The 22,553-nt window shown below is 61.9% G+C and carries 20 protein-coding genes; 12 read left to right on the forward strand and 8 right to left on the reverse strand.

Annotated elements, in window-relative coordinates; genetic code table 11:
- Positions 1–183: 183 nt before the first annotated feature.
- From ACYQ12_RS00845 to ACYQ12_RS00865, 5 genes are all read left to right on the forward strand, one after another.
- On the forward strand, positions 184–570 hold the full coding sequence (locus ACYQ12_RS00845) for a 5-carboxymethyl-2-hydroxymuconate Delta-isomerase (protein ID WP_459866296.1): 387 nt from the start codon (positions 184–186) through the stop codon (positions 568–570).
- Positions 571–614: 44 nt separating this feature from the next.
- Positions 615–2,123 carry a 5-carboxymethyl-2-hydroxymuconate semialdehyde dehydrogenase gene (gene hpaE / locus ACYQ12_RS00850; protein ID WP_459866299.1) on the forward strand — a complete coding sequence of 503 codons (1,509 nt, stop codon included), beginning with the start codon at positions 615–617 and terminating at the stop codon, positions 2,121–2,123.
- A gap of 61 nt (positions 2,124–2,184) precedes the next feature.
- Positions 2,185–3,165, forward strand: coding sequence for a 3,4-dihydroxyphenylacetate 2,3-dioxygenase (hpaD, locus tag ACYQ12_RS00855; RefSeq protein WP_459866302.1), 981 nt, complete (start codon positions 2,185–2,187; stop codon positions 3,163–3,165).
- 66 nt (positions 3,166–3,231) lie between these two features.
- Positions 3,232–4,122: a fumarylacetoacetate hydrolase family protein gene (locus ACYQ12_RS00860; protein ID WP_459866305.1), complete on the forward strand. Its 891-nt coding sequence runs from the start codon at positions 3,232–3,234 to the stop codon at positions 4,120–4,122.
- A complete protein-coding gene (locus ACYQ12_RS00865) occupies positions 4,109–4,909 on the forward strand; it encodes an FAA hydrolase family protein (protein ID WP_459866308.1) in 801 nt (266 codons plus the stop codon). Before ACYQ12_RS00860 ends, ACYQ12_RS00865 begins: the two co-directional genes overlap by 14 nt.
- Before the next feature lie 22 nt (positions 4,910–4,931).
- On the opposite strand, the gene hpaA is transcribed toward ACYQ12_RS00865, so the two are convergent.
- The gene (gene hpaA, locus ACYQ12_RS00870) at positions 4,932–5,831 is read right to left on the reverse strand and encodes a 4-hydroxyphenylacetate catabolism regulatory protein HpaA (protein WP_459866311.1); all 900 of its coding nucleotides are present in this window, start codon (positions 5,829–5,831) and stop codon (positions 4,932–4,934) included.
- Between the two features lie 147 nt (positions 5,832–5,978).
- Here hpaA and hpaD (ACYQ12_RS00875) point away from each other — a divergent pair, with 147 nt between their 5' ends.
- The 4 genes from hpaD (ACYQ12_RS00875) to hpaR all read left to right on the forward strand — a co-directional run bounded on the left by hpaD (ACYQ12_RS00875) (position 5,979) and on the right by hpaR (position 9,739).
- Positions 5,979–6,833 (forward strand): 3,4-dihydroxyphenylacetate 2,3-dioxygenase, encoded by an 855-nt coding sequence (gene hpaD, locus ACYQ12_RS00875; protein ID WP_459866314.1) that lies wholly within the window; start codon positions 5,979–5,981, stop codon positions 6,831–6,833.
- An 84-nt stretch (positions 6,834–6,917) separates the two neighbouring features.
- Entirely contained in the window at positions 6,918–7,721 is an 804-nt protein-coding gene (hpaI, locus tag ACYQ12_RS00880) for a 4-hydroxy-2-oxoheptanedioate aldolase (protein WP_459866317.1), read from the forward strand.
- Positions 7,722–7,789: 68 nt separating this feature from the next.
- Positions 7,790–9,241: an NAD-dependent succinate-semialdehyde dehydrogenase gene (locus ACYQ12_RS00885; RefSeq protein WP_459866320.1), complete on the forward strand. Its 1,452-nt coding sequence runs from the start codon at positions 7,790–7,792 to the stop codon at positions 9,239–9,241.
- Positions 9,242–9,298: 57 nt separating this feature from the next.
- Positions 9,299–9,739 (forward strand): homoprotocatechuate degradation operon regulator HpaR, encoded by a 441-nt coding sequence (gene hpaR / locus ACYQ12_RS00890; protein WP_459866322.1) that lies wholly within the window; start codon positions 9,299–9,301, stop codon positions 9,737–9,739.
- 98 nt (positions 9,740–9,837) lie between these two features.
- Here hpaR and ACYQ12_RS00895 read toward each other — a convergent pair whose 3' ends face one another.
- Positions 9,838–11,538, reverse strand: coding sequence for an amidohydrolase (locus ACYQ12_RS00895; RefSeq protein ID WP_459866325.1), 1,701 nt, complete (start codon positions 11,536–11,538; stop codon positions 9,838–9,840).
- A gap of 379 nt (positions 11,539–11,917) precedes the next feature.
- Positions 11,918–13,324, reverse strand: coding sequence for an APC family permease (locus ACYQ12_RS00900; RefSeq protein WP_459866328.1), 1,407 nt, complete (start codon positions 13,322–13,324; stop codon positions 11,918–11,920).
- Positions 13,325–13,551: 227 nt separating this feature from the next.
- Here ACYQ12_RS00900 and ACYQ12_RS00905 point away from each other — a divergent pair, with 227 nt between their 5' ends.
- Positions 13,552–14,340 (forward strand): SDR family NAD(P)-dependent oxidoreductase, encoded by a 789-nt coding sequence (locus ACYQ12_RS00905; RefSeq protein ID WP_459866331.1) that lies wholly within the window; start codon positions 13,552–13,554, stop codon positions 14,338–14,340.
- Between the two features lie 131 nt (positions 14,341–14,471).
- Here ACYQ12_RS00905 and ACYQ12_RS00910 read toward each other — a convergent pair whose 3' ends face one another.
- The 4 genes from ACYQ12_RS00910 to ACYQ12_RS00925 are packed head-to-tail and all read right to left on the reverse strand — an operon-like array spanning position 14,472 to position 19,133.
- The gene (locus ACYQ12_RS00910) at positions 14,472–15,917 is read right to left on the reverse strand and encodes an amidase (RefSeq protein ID WP_459866334.1); all 1,446 of its coding nucleotides are present in this window, start codon (positions 15,915–15,917) and stop codon (positions 14,472–14,474) included.
- Between the two features lie 14 nt (positions 15,918–15,931).
- Positions 15,932–17,155 (reverse strand): MFS transporter, encoded by a 1,224-nt coding sequence (locus tag ACYQ12_RS00915; RefSeq protein WP_459866337.1) that lies wholly within the window; start codon positions 17,153–17,155, stop codon positions 15,932–15,934.
- Positions 17,156–17,166: 11 nt separating this feature from the next.
- Positions 17,167–18,090, reverse strand: coding sequence for a SphA family protein (locus ACYQ12_RS00920; RefSeq protein ID WP_459866340.1), 924 nt, complete (start codon positions 18,088–18,090; stop codon positions 17,167–17,169).
- A 59-nt stretch (positions 18,091–18,149) separates the two neighbouring features.
- Positions 18,150–19,133, reverse strand: coding sequence for a helix-turn-helix domain-containing protein (locus tag ACYQ12_RS00925; protein ID WP_459866343.1), 984 nt, complete (start codon positions 19,131–19,133; stop codon positions 18,150–18,152).
- 484 nt (positions 19,134–19,617) lie between these two features.
- On the opposite strand from ACYQ12_RS00925, the gene ACYQ12_RS00930 reads away from it, so the two are divergent.
- A complete protein-coding gene (locus tag ACYQ12_RS00930) occupies positions 19,618–20,460 on the forward strand; it encodes an inositol monophosphatase family protein (protein ID WP_459866346.1) in 843 nt (280 codons plus the stop codon).
- A gap of 84 nt (positions 20,461–20,544) precedes the next feature.
- Here the strand turns inward: ACYQ12_RS00930 and ACYQ12_RS00935 are convergent, their stop codons facing one another.
- The gene (locus ACYQ12_RS00935) at positions 20,545–21,750 is read right to left on the reverse strand and encodes an MFS transporter (protein ID WP_459866349.1); all 1,206 of its coding nucleotides are present in this window, start codon (positions 21,748–21,750) and stop codon (positions 20,545–20,547) included.
- A 132-nt stretch (positions 21,751–21,882) separates the two neighbouring features.
- Here ACYQ12_RS00935 and ACYQ12_RS00940 point away from each other — a divergent pair, with 132 nt between their 5' ends.
- Entirely contained in the window at positions 21,883–22,485 is a 603-nt protein-coding gene (locus ACYQ12_RS00940) for a histidine phosphatase family protein (RefSeq protein WP_459866352.1), read from the forward strand.
- Positions 22,486–22,553: the final 68 nt, after the last annotated feature.

The following is a 22,553-nucleotide window of genomic DNA, read 5'->3' on the forward strand; positions in this document are numbered from 1 at the left end:
GAACGTTCTCCCTGTCCATGTCGTCATTCCAATCGGGGATCTCTGGCAAATTTCTCGCGGGATAAAAATACTCTTGACAGACTGAGCCAGACTATTCGTTAATATATTAACGTAATCGAGAGTTTTCAGACGCCACTCCCGGAGCGATACCGCGGTCACGCCGCCGTACCAAGGAGAAATGACGTGCCACATCTGCATATCGAGTACTCACCCAGCGTCGAGCGGCATGTGGCCATGGCCGATGTCTGCCGGGCCGCCTGGGCGGTCATGAAGGAGAGCGAACTCTTCCCGCTGGCCGGCATTCGCGTGCGCGCCTTTGCCGCCGACCATTGCATCGTCGCCGACGACCATCCCGACAACGCCTTCGTGGCGATGACGCTTTCCGTCGGAGCCGGGCGCGAGACGGCGGCCCTCAAGGCGGCGGGAGAGCGCCTTTTCTCGGCGGTACGGGAGGCTCTCGCCACGCCGCTGGCGACTCCTCACTTCGCGCTCTCGCTGGAGATTCGCGAGATCGATGCCGAGCTGAGCTGGAAGGACACCCCGATTCATGCCCGTCTGTCGAAACGCTGAGTCAGCCGAAACCACGGACTAGCCGATCTACCAGGAGATTTCCGATGAGTACTTTGGACGAGAACATTGCCCGCGCGCAGGAGTACATGAAGCGTTTCCGCGAGCAGGGCGTGATGAACCACATCAATGGCGAGTCGGTGCCCGCCGACTCGGGCAAGACCTTCGAATCCCTGTCGCCGATCGATCTCAAGCCACTGGCCAACGTTGCTCGGGGTGGCGCCAGCGACATCGATCGCGCCGTCAAAGCGGCTCAGGATGCCTTCAAGCCCTGGAGCAGGACGCCGGGCAAGGAGCGTCGTGCCATCCTGATCAAGGTGGCTGAAGCCATCGAGGCGCGCGCCGAGGAGATCGCCTTCACCGAGTGCATGGACACTGGCCAGGCGCTGCGCTTCATGTCCAAGGCCGCGATTCGCGGTGCGGCCAACTTCCGCTTTTTCGCCGACAAGGCCCCGGAAGCCGAGGACGGCCAGGCCCTGCGCAACGATACCCAGATGAACGTCACCTCCAAGCGTCCGCTGGGTCCGGTCGCGGTCATCACGCCGTGGAACACGCCGTTCATGCTGTCGACCTGGAAGATCGCCCCGGCGCTGGCGGCCGGCTGCACGGTAGTTCACAAGCCGGCGGAGTTCTCGCCGCTGACCGCCAAGCTTCTCGTCGAGATCGCCGAGGAAGCGGGTCTACCGAAGGGTGTGCTGAATCTGGTCAACGGTTTTGGCGAAGATGCCGGCAGGACGCTGACCGAACATCCCGGTATCAAGGCAATCGCCTTCGTCGGCGAGAGCCGCACCGGCCAGATGATCATGGCCCAGGCCGCGCCGACCCTGAAACGCTTTCACTTCGAGCTGGGCGGCAAGAATCCGGTCATCGTCTTCGATGACGCCGATCTCGATCGCGCTGCAGATGCCGCCAGCTTCATGATCTACTCGCTCAACGGTGAGCGCTGCACCTCCTCCTCGCGCCTGCTGGTGCAGGATTCGATCTACGAAGAGTTCACCCGGCGTGTCGCCGAGGTTGCTGACAAGATCAAGGTTGGGCACCCGCTGGACCCCGAGACCGTCGTCGGGCCGCTGATCCATCCCGAGCATGAGAAGAAGGTGCTTTCCTACTTCGACAAGGCTCGCGAACAGGGCGCAACCATCGCCGCCGGTGGCAAAAAGTGCGGTGACGAAGGTTGCTATGTCCGGCCGACGTTGTTTACGCAGGCCACCAACGACATGGCTATCGCCCAGGAAGAAATCTTCGGCCCGGTGCTGACCGCCATTTCTTTCAAGGACGAGGACGAAGCCCTGCGTATTGCCAACGACACCCAGTACGGGCTGTCCGCCTACCTGTGGACCAACGACCTGAACCGGGCGATGCGCATGACCGACGAGCTGGAAGCCGGGATGATGTGGGTGAACTCCGAAAACGTTCGTCACCTGCCGGCGCCGTTCGGCGGCGTCAAGGCGTCGGGCATCGGCCGCGACGGCGGCGACTGGTCGTTCGATTTCTACATGGAGACCGTCAACGTCTCCTTCCCGCGCAAGGTCCATCAAGTACCCAAGCTAGATTGACCCCCCTGTCTCGCAAGGTGGCCTGCCCGTCACCTTGCCCGATGGCCCACGGAGATATCCCATGTCCATTCCTACGCCCAATCTCTACCCCGCTTTCAACATTCTGCGTCTGAGTCACGTCGTCTTCGGCGTCACGGACCTGGCCAAGAGCCGTCACTTCTACGTCGACACGCTCGGCCTGCAGGTCACCGACGAGGACGACCGGCGCATCTATCTGCGCGCCATGGAAGAGCGGGGGCACCATTGCCTGGTGCTCGAGCAGAGCGATACCGCCGCGGTTCAGGCCCTGTCATTCAAGGTCTTCGATGAACAGGATCTGGACAAGGCCCACGACTGGTTCGAGGAGCTGGGCCATTCGGTCGAGTGGGTCGAGCGGCCCTACCAAGGACGCACGCTACGGACGGTCGATTGCTTCGACACGCCCATCGAGTTCTATTTCAAGATGGATCGCCTGGCCCCCATCCATCAGCAGTACGCGCTGTACCACGGCGTCAAACCGTTGCGTATCGATCACTTCAACCTGTTCTCGGCCAATGTCGACCAGGCGGTCGAGTTCTACAACCGCATCGGTTTTCGCGTCACCGAGTACACCGAGGATGAGGAGAGCGGCAAGCTGTGGGCGGCCTGGATGCACCGCAAGGGTGGCGTTCACGATATCGCCTTCACCAACGGTAACGGTCCTCGCCTGCACCATACCGCCTTCTGGGTACCGACCCCGCTCAACATCATCGACCTATGCGATCTGATGGCCACCACCGGCTACGTCGGCAATATCGAACGCGGCCCCGGGCGGCACGGCATCTCCAATGCCTTCTTCCTGTATATCCTCGATCCGGACGGCCATCGTATCGAGATCTACTGCTCCGACTACCAGACCGTCGATCCGGACCTCGAGCCGATCAAGTGGGACCTGAAGGATCCGCAGCGACAGACCCTGTGGGGCGCACCGGCGCCACGCTCCTGGTTCGAACACGGATCCTTGTTCGAGAACGTCGAACCCCAGGCGTCGCAGTTGAAGGCCACGCCCATCATCGCCCCGTGAGAAACGCGGTTGTCGAAACCCCGAACACACGGCCCGGCGGCGATCGGGCCCTTCAGGAGAGACTTCATGAGCAACGCCCTTCCCGCCCGCCTGGCGTCCTTCCATGCCAACGGCGCCGACCGCTACGGCGTCGTCACCGATGATGGCATCATCGACCTGACGCCGGAATTCGGCACTCGCTTCAAGGGGCTCAAGGAAGTGATCGAGGCCGGCGCCATCGACGAGGTGATGCACGCCGCCGAGCAGCGACGCCCGAGCTATCGTGAGGAGGACGTCACCTTCCTGATTCCGGTCGCCAACCCCGAGAAACTGATCTGCGTCGGCGTCAATTTCCCGTCGCGCAACGAAGAGTACAAGGACGGTCAGGCGGCACCCAGCAAACCCTCGCTGTTCATTCGCTTTCCGCGCAGCTTCGTCGGCCATCGCCAGAATCTGGTGCGTCCGCCGGAGAGCGAGCAGCTCGACTACGAAGGGGAAGTGACCATCGTCATCGGCAAGGGTGGGCGTCGCATTCCCCGCGAAAAGGCCTACGAGCACATCGCGGCGTTGACGCTGTGCAACGAGGGTACGTTGCGCGACTGGGTGCGCCACGCCAAGTTCAACGTCACCCAGGGCAAGAATTTCGACGCCAGCGGCGCCATCGGCCCCTGGCTGGTGCCGTTCAAGAGCGCCGACCAGCTCGACGACATTGCGCTGACCACCCGGGTCAACGGCGAAGTCCGCCAGAACGATCGCACCTCGCGCATGATGTTCGATTTCCGCTACATCGTGAATTACGTCTCGACCTTCACCACCCTGGTGCCGGGCGACGTCATCGTCTGTGGCACGCCCACCGGCGCGGGCGCGCGCTTCGATCCGCCGATCTGGCTCAAGCCGGGCGATGTCATCGAAGTCGAGGCCGACGGCATCGGCACCCTGGTCAATGGCGTGGAGGATGAGAAGCATGGCGTTAACTGAGGCCCAGGTGTCCGACGCCGCCGACGCCCTGCTTGCAGCGGAAGAAAACCGCGAGCAGATCGGCCTGCTGTCGCTCAAGTACCCGGCGATGACGCTGAAGGATGCTTACGCGATCCAGGCGGCGCAGCTCGAGAAGAAGAAGCGCCACCACGCCGTCATCGGCTGGAAGATCGGCCTGACGTCCAAGGTCATGCAGGACGCGCTGGGTATCGACACACCCGACAGCGGCGTGCTCTACGACTACATGCGCTTCGACAGCGGCGTGGTAATTCCCAAGCACCACTTCATTGAACCGCGCATCGAAGCCGAGATCGCCTTCGTCATGAAGGCACCGCTGGAAGGCGAGGTCACGCGGGAGGATGTCCTGGCGGCCACCGACTATGTGATACCGGCTGTCGAGATTCTCGACACCCGCGTCGTGCGCCAGGACCCCCGTACCGGCCAGCGGCGCGTCATCGTCGATACCGTCTCCGACAACGCGGCCAATGCCGGTATCGTACTCGGCAAGGAACGCCATGCACCCGAGGCCATCGATCTGCGCTGGGTCGGCTCGATCGTCAAGAAGAACGGCGACGTCGTCGCCACCGGCCTGGGCGCCGGCGTGCTCGACGATCCGGTGACTGGTCTGGTGTGGCTGGCACGGCGCATGGCGACCTATGGCCAGCGGATCGAGGCCGGTCAGGTCATCCTCTCCGGCTCCTTCATCGGCCCGATAGAATGTCCGTCCGGCAGCGATATCGAGGCGGACTACGGTGCGTTCGGGAAAGTGACGCTGCGGTTCGACTGATCGGCTGCCCCGCCGCTCCGGTTCATGCCTGCCCGGTCTGGCGACGACGATAACGTGACGGAGTGATGCCGGCATGACGCGCGAAGAAGCGACAAAAATAGCCCGGATCCTGAAAACCGAGCCGATAGCCGATCTCGTTGATCGTCATCCGCGTGAAGGTCAGCAGGCGCCGCGCTTCCTGCGCCAGCCGGTCATGCACCAGTCGCTTGCTCGGCACGCCGGCGATACGGCGACATACGCTGTTGAGCCGCGCCTCGGTCACGTTGAGTGCCGCCGCATACTCCGACAGCGTCCAGTGCGCCTTGTAGTGCGCTTCGATTTCCAGATTGAAGCGATGAAACAGCGCCAGTTCATCGTGCCGAACATGCTGGGCCTTGAGCGAACTGGCCGACAAGCGAAACAGGCCGATGAATATCAAGCGTGTCAGCGTGGTCAATGCCACTTCACGACCCGGGCGGGCGGCATCGAATTCCAGCCGAAGATCGTCGAACAGCCGCTCGACGCGCGCCACATCAGTGCGCGCCTCCTCGGTGACATGGCCGGTCGCCACGCAGACCGGGGCGACGTGCTGCATGTCGCCGAGGTCCGCGCTCTCCTCGAGCAGCGACCAGACCAGCTGCTGGCGTACCGTCAGCACATGGCCGTCGCTGCCCTCCTCCGTGGTGAACGAGTGCGGCACGGTAGGAGGGGTCAGAAAGAACATCGGCCCTTGCTGGTGAAACTGCCGGTCGTCCAGGTAGACCCGCACCATGCCGCTTTTGACGTAGTGCACCTGGAAGAAGCGGTCATGATGATGCACGGGCATGTTTCGCCCATAGAAATCGGCCATGCGGCCCAGCGCTTCGTAGTGCACCGTGGCGTCGGCGTAGCGCCGATCGTACTCCTCACCGATCGTGATGTTGGGAATCGGCTCCAGTGCCATACCGCGACTCCTGTGTATAAGCGCTTTTTCCTGACTGCCAGTTCACATATTAACAAACTTGCGATACGCGACATGCCGACCAGGCCTCATGCGCCGTTCGACATCGCACGATCGCCAAAAGCCATACTTCACTAAAGGAAATAGCTCATGGGTGAGATCGTCCTCGCTGCCAAGATCACGCACGTCCCCTCCATGTACCTCTCGGAGCAGCCTGGCAAGCATCATGGCTGTCGAGCGCAAGCCATTGCCGGGCACAAGGAAATCGGCCGACGCGCGCGGGAGCTGGGCGCCGATGTCGCGCTGGTCTTCGACACCCACTGGCTCGTCAACAGCGGTTACCACATCAACTGCGGCGACCATTTCGAAGGCATCTATACCAGCAATGAACTGCCGCACTTCATCCAGAACATGGAGTACTGCTACGACGGCTGCCCTGCGCTGGGAGAACGGATCGCCGAGCAAGCCAATGCCTCGGACATCCGTACCATGGCCCACAATATCAAGAGCCTCAAGCTGGAATACGGCACCCTGGTGCCGATGCGCTACATGCACATGGATATCCCCAAGGACCAGGCCTTCAAGGTGGTGTCTGTCGCGGCCTGGGATGCCTGGCACGACCTGAACGAAAGCATCAAGTTCGGCGCGGCCGTACGCCGGGCGATCGAAGCCAGCGACCATAAGGTCATGGTGCTGGCTTCAGGCTCGCTGTCGCACCGCTTCACCGATAACAGCATGGCGCAGGAAAACATGCATCGCTGGACGCGCGAGTTCGACCGCCAGATGGATATACGGGTGGTGGAGCTGTGGCGTCAGGGCAAGTTCGACGAGTTTCGCGCCATGCTCCCCGAGTATGCCCAGCACTGTTACGGCGAAGGCGGCATGCACGACACGGCCATGCTGCTGGGCGTACTGGGCGAAGGGTACGACACCCCTGCAGAGATCCTGACCGAGCCATTCGGTAGCTCCGGTACCGGCCAGATCAACGCCATCTTTCCGCTATAACGACATCGATGTCGCGAATCCGCCGGCTTCACGGCTCCTGCTGTCGATACAGCGGCTCTGCACAACATTACCGGGAGACTCTCCATGGACATGCCTATCAATTCGTTCAAGCAGGCAATGATGACCAGGGATGCAGCCCAGATCGGGCTCTGGCTGGGCCTGGCCAACGGCTACTGTGCCGAACTGGCCGCCAACGCCGGTTTCGACTGGCTGTTGATCGATGGTGAACATGCGCCCAACGATCTGCGCGCCATCCTCGAGCAACTGCAGGCGGTGGCCCCCTACGCGGTGCAGCCCGTGGTGCGCCCTCCCGTGGGGGAGACGGCCCTGATCAAGCAGTATCTCGATATCGGCGTGCAGACCCTGCTGGTGCCCATGGTGGACAACGCCGAGCAGGCGCGCGCCATGGTCCGCGCGACGCGCTATCCGCCGGAGGGTGTGCGTGGCGTCGGCAGTGCCCTGGCGCGGGCCTCGCGCTGGAACTCCATTCCCGGCTACCTGGACAAGGCCGACGGTGAAATCTGCCTGCTGGTGCAGATCGAGACGCAGGAAGGGCTCAATAACATCGACGAGATCGCCGCCGTGGAGGGCGTCGATGGCGTGTTCATCGGCCCGGCGGACCTGAGTGCCTCACTGGGCCACCGCGGCAATCCGGGGCATGAAGCGGTCCAGACGGCGATCGAAGAGGGCATTCAGCGTATCCATCAGGCAGGCAAGGCATCCGGCATTCTATCGGCCAATCAGACACTGGCCTGGCGCTATCTCGAATTGGGCTGCACCTTCGTGGCCGTCGGCGTGGATACCAGCCTGCTGATGAGTTCGTTGAAGGCGCTGGCCGCCACCTTCAAGGGTGGCGAGACGCCGGCCGCATCCTCCTCCGTGTATTGAACGCAATTTTCCGGGCCTGACTCCCGTGGGCCTGAATGGCTAACTTTTCATTTTTCAGAGCGACCCTCATGAACCTAACCGACTCCCGCCTGCTGCGTCAGCACGCCTATATCAACGGGCAGTGGACCAGTGCCGACAATGGTGCGACCTTCCCCGTCACCAATCCGGCCGACAACACGACCATTACCGAGATTGCACGCGTCGGCGGTGCTGAAACGCGCCGAGCCATCGAAGCGGCCGAAGCCGCCCTGCCAGCCTGGCGCGACAGGACCGCCAAGGAGCGGGCAGCGATCCTGCGTCGCTGGTTCACATTGATGCAGGAGCACAAGGAAGACCTGGCGCGCCTGCTGAGTTGGGAGCAAGGCAAGCCGCTGGCCGAAAGCCGCGGCGAGATCGATTACGGCGCCAGCTTCATCGAGTGGTTTGCCGAAGAAGGCAAGCGCGTATATGGCGACGTCATTCCCAATGACAAGCCCGGTCGTCGGCTGGTCGTCATCAAGCAGCCGGTCGGCGTCGTGGCCGCGATCACCCCGTGGAATTTTCCGGTGGCCATGATCACCCGCAAGGCAGGCCCCGCCCTGGCCGCCGGTTGCACCATGGTGCTCAAGCCCGCCTCCGAGACGCCGCTGTCGGCGCTGGCGCTGGCCGAGCTGGGCGAACGCGCGGGGATACCCGCCGGTGTCTTTAACGTGGTGACCGGCCGCGCCGGTGAAATCGGTGGCGAACTGACCCACCATGCGAGTGTCCGCAAGCTGTCTTTCACCGGCTCGACCGAGATCGGCCGACAGTTGATGGAGGAGTGTGCCGGTACCATCAAGAAGGTCAGTATGGAGCTTGGCGGCAACGCCCCCTTCATCGTCTTCGACGATGCCGACCTGGACGCGGCCGTCGAAGGCGCGATCGCCTCCAAGTTTCGTAACAGCGGACAGACTTGTGTCTGCACCAACCGCATTCTGGTCCATGCTGACGTCTATGACAGCTTCAGCGAGAAGCTGGTTGCGGCCGTGAGGCGACTCAACGTCGCGGCAGCCACCGACGACACGGCGCAGCAAGGTCCGCTCATCAACCTGAAGGCAGTCGACAAGATAAGAGCGCATATCGATAACGCCGTCAGCCTCGGGGCGAAGGTGCTGTGTGGCGGAAAGGGGCACGCTCTCGGCGGCAGCTTCTTCGAGCCGACCGTGTTGGGCGAGGTGACCGCCGAGATGGATGTCGCTGCCGAGGAGACCTTCGGTCCGCTAGCGCCGCTGTTTCGCTTTCATAGCGAGCAGGAAGCCATTCGGATGGCGAATGACACACCGTTTGGCCTCGCGGCCTACGTCTATTCGCAAAACATCGGGCGCTGCTGGCGTATGGGCGAGGCGCTCGAATATGGTATGGTCGGCATCAACGAAGGCCTCATTTCGACGGAAGTCGCACCGTTTGGCGGCATCAAAGCCTCAGGCGTCGGTCGGGAAGGCTCCCGCTACGGCATTGAAGACTATCTCGAAATTAAATACTTGTGCATGGGGATTCGATAACCCGGTAGTCAAACCAAGGGGGCGATCCCCTTGGTTGCTTTCTCGACAAGGCGAAACATGGCGCGTCCGACCCCCTCTCTTACCCTCGCACTGCTTCAGGCTCGTGAATCCGCGATGAACTTTTTCCGGCCGCACCTCAACCGCAACAATATTACCGAGCAGCAGTGGCGAGTCATTCGTATCTTGTGGCAGGCCGACGAGCAGACGCTCGAAAGCCATCAACTGGCCGAGCTGGCCTGTATTCTGCGCCCCAGCCTGACCGGCGTGCTGGTGCGTCTAGAGCAGAGCGGCCTGGTACACCGCTGGAAACCCGAAACCGACCAGCGACGCCTTTGCATCACCCTGACGCCGAAGGGCAATGCGCTGTTCGAAGAGATGAAAGAAGAGATGATGCATCAGTATCAAAAAATCCAGCAGGCTCTAGGGAAGGAGAAATATCGCACCCTGATGAGCCTATTGGCCGAGGTCAAGAACCTGCATCCTGACGACCATGTTTAACGGTTTGTTAATTTGGCATCGCAGTTGCGGCCTTCCGTCCTTTCCCTGACACATCAGCGGTCTACTCGACCGGCATTGCCGCGACTTTTACAACACACCTAATTGATCATCTGAGCATCTTTGTAAACCGGCTCCCCCCTGAACACCGTCAACAACACATGGGTGTCGGAAATGTCCGATACCGGGACAGCAAATATATCCTGATCGATGACTACCATGTCCGCGGATTTACCTGGCTCTATGGAGCCTATTTCCGACGACAGGTTAGCGGAATAGGCTGCTCCCAGTGTCATTGTGTCGAAGGCCGCTTGCAGAGGAATGCTCTCCTCGGGGCCGATTTCCCGCTGCACCATTGACTCCAGATGAGGCCAGGGATTTATCGAGCTGGAGATGGATGGCCAATCGGAGCCATAGGCGATCGTCGCGCCAGCCTCCAGGAGTTCTGCCGTCGGTGGCGTTCTTGCATAGCGATCTTTACCCAATGCTTCGATCATGGCTTCGCTGTAGGGGCCCGGTATCCAGATAGGGGGCGCGATGTCAGCCACCACATTCAGTTCGCGGAAACGGGGCAGGTCCTGCTTGCTTACCATGCCTGCATGGGCGATGGAGTGATGAAGCTGTCCGGTCGGGTTTTCCTTGCGAGCGGCCTCTACCGCATTCAATGCTTCGCGTACCGCTGCACTCCCCGAAGCATGGAATTTCATGGTGACGCCTTTCTTATCCAATTCGATGGTGTCTTTGCGAATTTCCTCCGGCGTCATTCTCAGCTTGCCCCGAAAATCGCTCGCAAGATGATGTTCGTGCAGTGCTTCGGCCTGATAGGGATTCAACAGGGCAGCGGTGAATGCCGGCGGAACCCCATCCAGATAGAACTTCACATTATTGGCATAAACGTTATCGGAAAAATAACTTTCCCTGTTTTTTATCGTCTCCAGCTGTTTCTCTCTGGATTCATTGAAGTCGGTTTCATACTGAAGAAAAGCGATTACCCTGGCAGTCAGCCCTTCCTTCTCATCCACGTCATGGTAGGCTTTAAGCGTCGCTCTATCGGTACGGGCCTCCACAAAGGTGGTAATACCGTAGCGGTTCGCCATTTCGGCTGACTTCTTAACGACTTGCTGGTATTTCTCGTCACTCAACGGGGGGATCGCCTGGGTTAATTCCCCGGCTGCTTCTTCGTGCAGTATTCCTGTAGGCTCGCCGCTCTCATCAGTCAGGATGGCAGGCATCTCCCGAGCCTTGTCCTTTGTAAAGCCGGCCACCTCCAATGCCTTGGAATTCACGTATCCGTTATGCCCTGTGTCATCGAGAAGATAAACAGGGTTGTCGGGAGCCACGGCATCCAGTGCTGATTTATGGACTTTTCCGGTATCCGCATAACTCGACGCCCAGGCTCCTCCCGTGATCCATTCTCCGGGCTTTGCCTTGGCCGCGCATTTCTTGACTTCATCGGCGATTGCTTCCGCAGGTGTGCTGCTGGAGAAGCCGCAGTTGAACATCTCCCGCTTGAGCCCGCGCACATAATGTCCGTGACCATCCACTATTCCAGGCATGGCCATCTTTCCCTGCAAATCGACGACGCTGGTGCCTTTACCGATGTAGCCTTCTATGTCCTTGTCACTCCCGACCGCAATAAAAACACCATCCTTTATAGCAACGGCCTCGGCCCGCTCTCTTTTTGCGTTTTGCGTATATATGTCGCCATTCATATAAACGTAATCGGCCACCCTGGCCGCTGCGCAAACATGACCTGCCTGAAACATCACCGTGAAAACAGCAATCCCGGCCAAAGTTTTCATAGCCCCACCTGTTCTTGTTCTCATCTTGAATACTCTCTGCGTAGCGACACTGCCACGGCACCCGATCGGCGAGATCGTGCCGCCGTCCGCCTGATGGTTGCGTTGCCCCGGGAGGCGGCTAGAGGGAAACCCGTCCGTGGTTTTCATCGGTCGTCTAGGCCGCTACGCTCTGTCTGAAAAATGTCTGCGCTCACTCATGCAGCGTTAAAAATTAGCTCGGGCGCGAGTCCGGACTCGGCGTCCCCATTAAAATACTCATTTACAGCACGTAACCCCGAATGCGAGCCCAGTCCGTTTATCGCTGATTTTTGCCTTGCCTGAGTATCGCTCGCCGACTTTTCAGACAGGACTTAGATCGAACGAAGCCACCCACTCGTTTTCAGTCGGTCATATCCGGCTCGAAAAGCCTTTTCTTCATCTTGAACTTGACCCAGAAAAGCGCGATCACGCCAACGATGCCGAGCACGACCCCGAGCAGGGTATAGACGGTTGTCGTCAACTCCGGCGACGGCGAGGCGTTGGCGGCCACATAGCCCATGCCGATGGCCCCGACGACCTGGGGGACGGGATACAGCGGCGTCCGATAGGGGCGTGCATGCTCGGGCTTTGTGACACGCAGCACGATCACATCGATGTGCGCCACAATGTAGGCCAGCAGCCAGCTGGTCGACGCACCGACCAGCAACACGATGATGTTATCCGGACTCACCAGCAGAAACGGAATCGCCACGATCACCGCCAGGAACAGGATGCCGATCCAGGGCGTGTCGAAGCGCGAATGCAACTTGCCCATGATGCCGAAAGCCTGGCCGTTGTCGGCCATCCCGGCGAGCATTCGCGGTACCGAGGCGAGCACGGTATTGACGGTGCTGCAGGTGGCGGTCAAACCCATGACGGTGGCGATGATCAATCCCGCCTCGCCGAATACGCCGTCGACCAGATCCAGGTAGGGCAACGGTGAGGTCGTCAGCGTCTCCATGGACAGATAGCGGCCGCCCCCCAGGCAGAAGAGCACGAACAGCAGGAAAATGATGATCAGCGACACGAACATTGCACGCGGCACGCGCCGCTCCGGCTGGCGGATATCCTCGATCAGCGGACAGATGAACTCACAGCCGACGAACATCCACATCGCCAGCGCCGTCAATCCAATGAAACTGCCATCGGAGATGCCTTCCAGCCCCCAGTCGATGCCGGCCGCCGCCTGCGCGACAGATGACGAGGGCGTGTCCAGGAGCGCGGTGGCGCCGACCAGCAGAATGGCGGCGATCATGGCGAAGGTGAACAGATTCTGCATCTTCGCGAACACGTCGGTCCCCAGGATATTCAGAAACGCCAGCCCGAACAGCAACAGCATCGGAATCAGGTAAGAAGGCAGCACGTCGGGGAAGAGCGTCTGCAGGAGCGCGTCGACCAGAAGCAACTCCGCCGAAAGGCCGAACATCGCCACGATCACGTAGCCGGCAAACACCGACACGATGGCCGGAAAATGGCCGATCGCCTTCTGGGTATAGGTTGCCAGCGTCCCCGACGACGACGGGTACATCAACGAGAGTTCGGAAAAGCTGATCGCGTTGCAGAAAGCGAACAGCAGCGCCAACCCCATCGCCGCCACAAAGCTCAAGCCTCCGATGCCGAACCCTATCAGCGCGGAGGCCATCGCGCCCTGCACCACGACGCAGCCGACACAAATGGCGATCATGGTCTTGAATCCGATGCCCGGTGCGCTCGAGCGGTGACGACTCTCGCGGATGCTCGCGCCTCGGGCAGGCGTCGTATCGGTCATTGCGAATCTCCTTAGGCTTTTTGCCATTGTTGTGCCCAGACCCACTACTGATTCGTTCCCTAGCCTGCTCTCTGACGACCTTGTGCGTCTTGACTGGCCTTGACAGTCAATTGGCCCTCATCGCCTGAAGGCGCCGCTCCTCTCCAGAACTCAACCATCCGGTTGATACCCACTGCTCTTTGCTTGACGACACCATAAGGAGACACCCCCACCGATGGAGTACCCCGATGGCCAATGCAAGCGTTGTGATTACGGGCGCCGGAACCGGCGTGGGAGAGGCCTGTGCGCTGCAACAGGCGGCCCGAGGCAACCACGTCATACTCATAGGGCGGCGCGCGGCACCGCTCGAACGGCTGGCGCAACGCACCGGCGGCCTGGCGCTGGCCGGCGATGCCGCCAGCGCTGACGTCTGGGAGGGATTCATCGAGCAGATCATGGCGCGCTACGGCCGTATCGATGGGCTGATCTGCTGCGCCGGAGGGCTCGGCTTGGGGAGCGTGACCGAGATCGGCGAGAAGGCCTGGCGAGAGGCCATGCACCTGAACCTCGACACCGCCTTCTTCAGCGCCAGGGCCTGCCTTCCCGCGCTGATCGAACAGCGGGGAAGTATCGTGCTGCTGGGCTCGCTTGCCTCGCTGGCTGCCGGCCCCGAAGTCTGCGGCTACACCACTGCGAAACACGCACTGATCGGCCTGAGCCGCTCAATGGCCCGCGATTACGGCCCCCATGGCGTACGCGTCAATTGTGTCTGCCCCGGATGGATCCGCACGCCCATGGCCGACGCCGAGATGCAGCCGCTGATGGAGCGCTACCGGGAAACCCTCGACGATGCCTACAGGCGCGTCACCCGCGACGTGCCGCTGCGTCGCCCGGCCACGGCCGAGGAGATCGCCGAAGTCTGCAATTTCCTGATCAGCCCGGCCGCCTCGATTCTCACCGGCACGACCCTGATGGCCGACGGCGGCTCCAGCATCGTCGACGTGCCCACCCTCGCCTTCGATCATATGGAGCGCTGATGAATAGCACGATCGGCCTCACTACCGGACCCCGTCGTCACTGACGACGCGATTGCCCAAGAAAACACCGGGCATTGCCCGGTGTCATTGGATGGCAATCCTCGTCGGGATGGGGGGTGTCCACACTCTTGTCAGCGGCAGCACGCATTGACCGCTGGAACGCGCCCCGCCCAAGGCTGAGCGCGTTCGAGCTGCGCCGCCAACGAGAACAATCGGCTTTCCTCGCCGAAGCGCCCCGCGAAGTGGCTGCCCAGCGGCAATCCCGCGTCGGTCCAGTAAAGCGGTACCGACATCGCAGGCTGCCCGGTGGCGTTGAAGAGCGCGGTGAAGGGGCAATAGCTGTGAAAGTCGTCGATGACCTCCGCCAGAGACAGTCGGTCATCGAAGGCGTCCAGCTCGCCGATCCGCGGCGGCTGGCGCGCCAGGGTCGGCGACAGCAGCAGGTCGTACTGTTGCATGGTCGCCGCCATCCGGCGCCCCAGGGCATGGATATCATTGATGGCCGCGATGTAGCGGGTAGCATCGATTCGTCCCCGCTCGCGCAGCATGACCCGGGTTCTCGGTTCCAGTTCCTGCTCGTCGACGGGCGTTCCGCGCATCTCACCCAGCATGTCCAGGAATTCGCGGGTACTCGGGCCGATGATGTCGAAGCAGCGCTGATAGAACGCTTCCCAGTCGACGGGCAACGTGACCGATTCGACGCGATGACCCAACGATTCGCAGAGCGATGCGGTTTGCCGCGCGATGGCCTCGGCTTCCGGCGCCAGCACGGGCCCCTCGATGAGCCCGATCCGCAGCATGCCGGGATCGCGCTCGGTCGCCTGGCGATAGGGCACGGGGCTGCTGGGCGCCGCATAGGGCGCGCCCAGGTCGGCACCCGCAGTCGCGTCCAGTAAGGCCGCACTGTCGCGCACCGAGCGGGTAATGGCGTGTGACGTGCCCATTCCTCCCCACCCCTCACCCACCATCGGCCCCGAGGGTATCAAGCCGCGGCTCGGCTTGAAGCCGAACACGCCACAGCAGGACGCCGGGACTCGCAGCGAACCGCCGCCGTCGTTGCCATGGGCGAAAGGCACGACACGCGCCGCCACCAGCGCCGCCGCACCGCCGCTGGAGCCGCCCGCGCTACGCTCGAGATCCCAGGGGTTGCGCGTCGCACCATGGCGGGTCGATTCCGTGGTATAGGAGGTCCCGAACTCCGGCGAGGTAGTGGTGCCCAGCAAGAGACAACCGGCCCGTCGAAGCCGCGCCACCGCCTCCGCATCGAAATCCGCCCGAACCTCGCCGGTGGCGCGCGACCCTTGAGTCATCAGCGCGCCGGCGACCGGCGAGAAGAGATCCTTGACCAGGGTCGGAACGCCGGCAAAGGGCTGGCTTTCGTCGACGGGCCGGCGGCTGGCCGCCCGCGCCTCATCGTAGAGACGCTCGACGACCGCGTTGAGACTGGGTTCAACCCTTTCGAGGCGCTCGATGACCGCCTCCACCAGTGCCGTGCTCGACACTTCGCCACTCGTCACGCGCTGGCCGAGAGCAAGGCCGTCATGCGTATCCAGCAGACGATGAATTTCACGCTCCATTCTCATTCTCCAGATCAGGGACAGGAACTCTTACGCTGGGAGGTATCCACCAGACGGCGCTCACGGAGCGCCGCGCCTCCCCAGCCCACGGCATAGATCACACCGATTGCGGCCAGGATGAGGATCGCCCCGTTCAAGTCGCCGGCGATGCCGGCCGCCATGCCCACGATCAGCGGGCTGACGAACTGGCCGATGTAGAGAGAGCCGGTGAAGACGCCCATCCCCCGCCCGCGGGTCTTTGGCGTGAGGGCATTCATCACCGGTGCCATGGCATTGGGCACCAGCAAGCCGGCGCCGATGCCATGGACGGTGATGGCGAGCATGGCGGCAGGATAACTATGCGACTCGACCAACCCCACCAGGCCGGCGGCAAGCAGCAGCAGCAGCAGCACATTGCAGCCGCGGGAACCGAACGTGCGCCGCGCCCAGGGCCACAACAAGGCACCCAGGAGGGTAGCCAGCAGCCCCAGGCCCGTCGCCAGGCCGATCAGGGTACTCGACGTCACACCCAACCCGACCAGGATCACCGGGGCCTGGATGGGAACGACGAAACTCAGCACCATGCCCAGGCCGATGAGCAGGTACCCGGCGATCAGCGTGCCCATGGCCACCGTGTCTTCACCCCGCTCATGGTCGCGTGCTTCCTGGTGCTCGACGGACGGCTCCCACAGCACGCGAGCCATGAACGGCACCAGTGCCAATGGCAACAAATAGAGATAGAAGGGAGCTCGCCAGGACGATTCGCCCAGCATGCCACCGATCACGAAGAACGCGGCGCCGACCAGGCCGATGGTCACTACCTGGCGATTGACGTAACGCATGCGCTGCTCGCCACGCCAATAGTCGGCGATCAGCGTCGAACAGCCGGTCATGATCATGGCCTCGGCGACGCCGAACAGCAGCCGCACGCCGACGATGCCCATCAAGGCATCGAGTTGCGCCGGCAAGGCCCCCAACACGCTGTACAGCAGCGTCGCCACGATCAGCATGGACTTGCGGCCGAAGCGATCGGCCAGCCAGCCGGCCACCGGCGCGAAGAGCGCAATGGCCAACGCCGGTCCGGTGATGGCCAATGGCACCCAGAGCTCGGCATGCGGGTTGGACGGAGCGAACTCCGCCATCATCTTGGGCAACACCGAGGTCACCATCACCGAGCCGACGATGGTCAGGCTGCTGCCCAGCAGCAGCACGGCACCTTCACGGGCCCCGGCCTGCCTGTCTACGATTGTCGTTGTCATCATCTAAATCCCTAGAAACTGTAGGCGACGCGAAACGCGAGGTTGTAGCCTTCGGTGCGATTCTCGGCGGAAAACTCCTTGTAGGCGTGAACCCAGAAGGCCGGCTTGCCAGGCGCGACGTAGCTGAGCGCCGGCCCTGCGGCCCAGACCTTGGCCCGATTGCCATTGCCGTCGGCCAGCGTGGCGCTTTCGTCGTCGGTCAACTGGTCGTAGTAGTAGCCGGCCACGCCGGCCGTCCAGGCACCGAAATGCTGGCCGAGCGCGAACTCATTGCGATACTCGATCCCGTTGCGGTAATCCGTGTCGTGATTGCGGGTATTGACGTCCAGTTGCGACAGCGTCGAGACTTCGAAGCCACTGGGCGTGATGTAGCTGATGCCGACGATCGGCGAGAAGGTCCAGTGGTTGAGCCCCGGATTGACCAGCCGATCCTCGTCATAATCGCCGGTCGGTGCCTGGATCTGGAATTGCGCGGTCACCCCCATCCCGGGCCTGGGTCGCCACTCGAGCATCAGCGGCAGGAGTTGCAGATCGGCCTGGGCGAACGGGTCCGCCTCGTCCTCGAACACCGTCTGCCCGCCGACGTTGACGCCCAGCGAGGCATCCATGTCGAAGAACGGCGCCACGCCACCGAAACCGTAACGCGCCCCCAGCAACCGTTTGTCTGTCATATGGATATAGGCGACACCGATCGAGAGCACGTCGAGGGAGAAGTCGTTGCCTGAAGATGACCCATCGGCGGTCTTCTGCTCATCTGCTGTGTAGTAGGCCGTGCGAAGCCCGAAGGTACCGTGTGGTGTCGAGGGAGGCAGGAAGCCGGAACCGAAGTCGTAAGTCCCCATCGCGGTGGTGGGCGCGCCGCCTTCGGTGGCCAGGGCCGGTGCCGTGCAGGCGATGCCGGCCAGCGTCAGACATACAGCGAGATTGTTGTTCATTGTGCACCTTGTCATTGTCATTATTGTGCACGAGCTTAAGACCCTGCCTTGACCGTGTGTTATCCAAAATTGGCACAATTACTCTGAGACCGCTGCAGGGTTTGCGAAGGTCTCTCGCCGAATAGCCTTCTGTATTCTCCGGAAAAACGCCCCAGGTGATAGAAACCCCGGCGGGCCGCTTCGTCCTGGACATGGGTCGCCCCACCACCGTTCAATAGCGATTTATGGACTTCATTGAGTCGAAATAGCCTGATGTAAGTCACCGGACTGACACCGAGACAGTCTTGAAAACAATATTGCAATTTACGCCGACTCACCCCGATTTCATGACACAAGGAAAGAATGGTTATTGAATCGCCTTCGTTCGCGGCAATGACCTCACGCGCCCGGTCCACGACACGCTTGCGCGCTGATGCGGTTACCTTTTCGACGTCGCCCCGGTCCAGCAAATCGAGCATCTGGCCCAATAACGCATCACGCAATTCGTGCCGCACTGCCGGATAGTCATAAGGTAGCCGTGAGTGGCATATAAACTCGAAAAGCTGGGCCAGCTTTCGGTAGCTAGCCGAAGCCGGTATATAGCAGGGCTCTGCCAGCGAACGGTCAATGTCGGTACTCGGCCCCTCCAGCAACCCCGTCAGATAATGAGCGTCCATACTCAGACAGAGCAGGTCCAGGCCCGCCGGCACCCTGATCTCCGGCAATTCTCCGCCCTTCACGGCCAATATGCCGGGATAATGATAGGTCTTGCCCTGGCAGATAAGCGGCGATGTGGGTCTTGAGAGCGGAATACTGAAACTGATCGAAGCGTTCTCGAGCTCACCTTTCTTGAGGATAGACTGATTGATTCTATCCTTGATGACCTTGAGTCCCTCCAACTCGAAGCAGGCTATTTCGCCTTCGAACGGTCCTTCAGTCATTTGCAGAAAATGTAGATCCCAACCTTTTAAGGCGTTGACATGTTGTTCGATGTCTTGAGTATTGCTATAGAAAAATGACGACAATTTCTTGGCATTTTTATAGCGACAGTCTCTGTTTTCCATGACGACAACCTTCCGTGTGAAAGGGCTAGTCATTACCTAGCCTTACCGAGACCCTGCGCTAAGTCTCTAGTACCAGAGGCGCCAATTCACCCAGCATCCCGGCATCGATCGGTCCCGAACGAATATCATCGAAAATCGCGGTCGCGGCATGAGCTCCCGGAGAATTCGGTTTCATTCTTCATACCATCATTGGGTGAACAGGATATCGAGTATCGCGACATTGATTCAGTTAACGCAGCCGATGAGACAAATGCTTGGCAGCGCGTGCCGGACAATTGACCGAATCTGCCACCTGGCGATCTCGCGACGTTCACCAGCCGCAAGGCCGTCACGTCATGTCCCAGCGGCGTGCGTCGAGACTATTGATCGGCGCCAGAGCCTAGCCCAGTCGGCCAGACGCGGCAGCAAAGCCGGCTTGCCTCGAAGCGATCGGCTCGGGAATCGAGTACGCTGATAACCGTCGCCGACAACCCAGGAGATCCCCATGCCGACCGCCAGAGTCATCACGCCGAGCGAACAGCAGCAACTCATCGATATCGTCCGCCGCGCCGCGCAGGCGGAGATCCTGCCGCGCTTTCGCAATCTCGATGCCGATGCCATCGAGACCAAGAGCGGCCCGGAGGATCTGGTGACGATCGCCGACAAGCGCGCCGAAGCCTTCATCCAGCGCGAGGTCGCGGACCGCTTTCCCGAGGCGACCATCGTCGGTGAGGAAGCCGTCTCCGCAGATCCGGCGCTGCTGGAGAAGATTGCCGGGGCCGAGATGGCGGTGATCATCGACCCGATAGACGGTACCTGGAATTTCGCCCGCAACCTGACCCACTTCGGCGTGATCCTGGCCGTGGCGAGCAAGGGCGAAACGGTGTTCGGCCTGCTCTATGATCCGGTGATGGACGACTGGATCATCGCCCGGCGCGGTCACGGGGCATTCTATGCGCGTCCCGACGGTACCGAGCGGCGCCTGGAAGTGTCCGCCAAGGATCGCCTGGAGGAGATGACCGGCTTCACCTCCCTGCGCCTTTTCCCCAAGCAACAGCAGTACCGGCTCGCGGCGACCTTTCCCGATTTCTCGCGCATGATGAGTATCGGCTGCGCCTGCCATGAGTACCGCACCCTGGCCAGCGGCTTCGGCGACTTCAGCCTGATCGGCGCCTTGATGCCCTGGGACCACGCCGCGGGTATCCTCGTGCATCAGGAAGCGGGCGGCTACTCGGCCCTGCTCGACGGGCGCCCTTACTCCCCCACGATCCATCAGGGCCAGTTGCTGGTCGCCAGCAGCCAGGACAATTGGGAGCGGCTTCGCGAACACTTCAGCTTCATGCTCTAGGCCCTAAGAGTGCATCAAGCAATGAAGGGGCGGCACAAAGGAAACCTCGTGCGTGATCCATGAGGGGAGTCTGACGCTTTTCCGTCACGCCTGTCGGGCGGCGAGCCGGCGACGCTCCGTCCAGACACCGGCCATGAAGATTGCCAGACCTCCAGCGGCCAGCACCGCTCCGACCAGGCCGGTGGTCGACCAGGCGAAGCCTAGCTTGACGGTAACGCCAGCCAGCCAGGCGCCCAGGGCATTGGCGATATTGAAGGCGGCGTGGTTGAGCGAGGCCGCCATGGTCTGGGCGTCCTCCGCCACATCCATCAGTCGGGTCTGCAATGCCGGCCCCAGCGCCATGCCGGTTCCTACCAGCCCGACGAAGAGTATGCCCAGCCACACGGAGCTGGCAGCGAAATAGAATCCGCCCTGGACGATAATGCACCAGACGAGGATCAATGGAATCGCGCGCATCAGGTTCTTGTCCGCAGCGCGCGCGCCGACCAGGTTGCCGATGATGGTACCGACACCGAAGATCGCCAACACCAGCGGTCCCAGCGTTTCGTTCATGCCGGCCTGCTCGGTCAGGGTGGGAATCACGTAACTGAACACCGCGAACATGCCGCCGAACCCGACGCAGGCCACGCCCAGGGTGAACAGCACACGCGGCTTGACCAGTGCGGTAAGCTCGCGCCCGGGACTGGCATGAGGATCGGCAGGCTGTGCCGGAACCCATGACACGATCAACAGCGCGGTGAGCAGTGCAATGCCTCCCACCCCGGCAAAGGCCGTCTCCCAGCCGAACTGGTTGCCGGCCCAGGTGGCCAACGGCGCGCCGGCCAGGATCGCCACGGTCAGCCCCAGAATCACCCGGCTTACCGCGCGGGCGCGCTGTTCGATGGGTACCGACGCCGCCGCGACCAATGCCGCCACGCCGAGATAGGCCCCGTGGGGCAGGCCAGCCACGAAGCGCAGCGTCACGAAGGACCAGAATTGCGGCGCCAGGGCGCTGGCCAGGTTGCCGAGCGCGAAGATCAGCATCAGACCGATCAGCAACGCCCGCTTGGGCATGCGGGCCGCCAGCACGGAAATGATCGGGGCGCCCACGACCACGCCCAACGCATAGCTGCTGATGGCGTAACCCACATCGGGCACCGCCACCTGCAGATCCTCGGCAACGCGATTCATCAGGCCCATGATGACGAACTCCCCGGTACCGATGGCGAAACCGCCCAGCGCCAGGGCCAGCTCGGCCAGACGCGGATGAACGACCTTGGGAGGGGGCGTAGCCGGATTGGCGTGACTCATGCATGGTCTCCGTATCCATGGATAGCGTTGCGTATCGCCGCTCAGGGAGCTGACGATGGGGTGAACCCGCCAGTATACGACTTAAGTTTAAAAAGAGTAGGATCAAACGACATGCTTCGACACGAGGCCCCCATGCCCGAACTGATTCGGCGCCCCTTTGTCTTCCTGCGTCATGGACAGAGCGTGCGCAACCTGGAAGGACGCATCGCCGGCAGCTGCGACGTTCCCCTCACGCCCCAGGGCGAGGCGGAAGCGCAGGCGGCGCGCATGCTGCTGGAAGCCGTTGAATGGTCACTGGTGGTCAGCAGCCCCCTCGAGCGTGCCCGGCGTACCGCCGAGCTGGCCGTCGGCCGCGCTCCCGATCGTCTCATCGAGGGCTTGAGGGAGCGCCACTGGGGCGTACTCGAGGGCCAGCCTGCGCCACGCCCCATGCCCCACCTGATCGAACCCGAGGGCGGCGAGGCCTGGCACGTCTTCGTCGAGCGCATCGTCGTCACGCTCAATGCCGTGCTGGAGCAGACCGAGGCGCCGCCGCTGATCGTCGGCCACTCCGGCCTGCCCCGCGTGATGCGTTTTCTGGTCCATGGCACGCCCGAAGGGCCGCGCACCGCCAACGCCATTCCCATGTGGGTGGCGCCAGCCGCCGACGGCTGGGAGATGCGCCCGTTTACCGCTGACGACGTTGCGGCATTACGCCAGCTTCCGGCCACGCTGCATGCAACGAAGGAGTGCTAAGTTCTGTCTGGAAAATGCCGGCGCTCGGCGCACGATGCGCGAACGAGACCACGGTCATCCAGGAAGTG

It is taken from the genome of Halomonas shantousis, assembly GCF_054654615.1.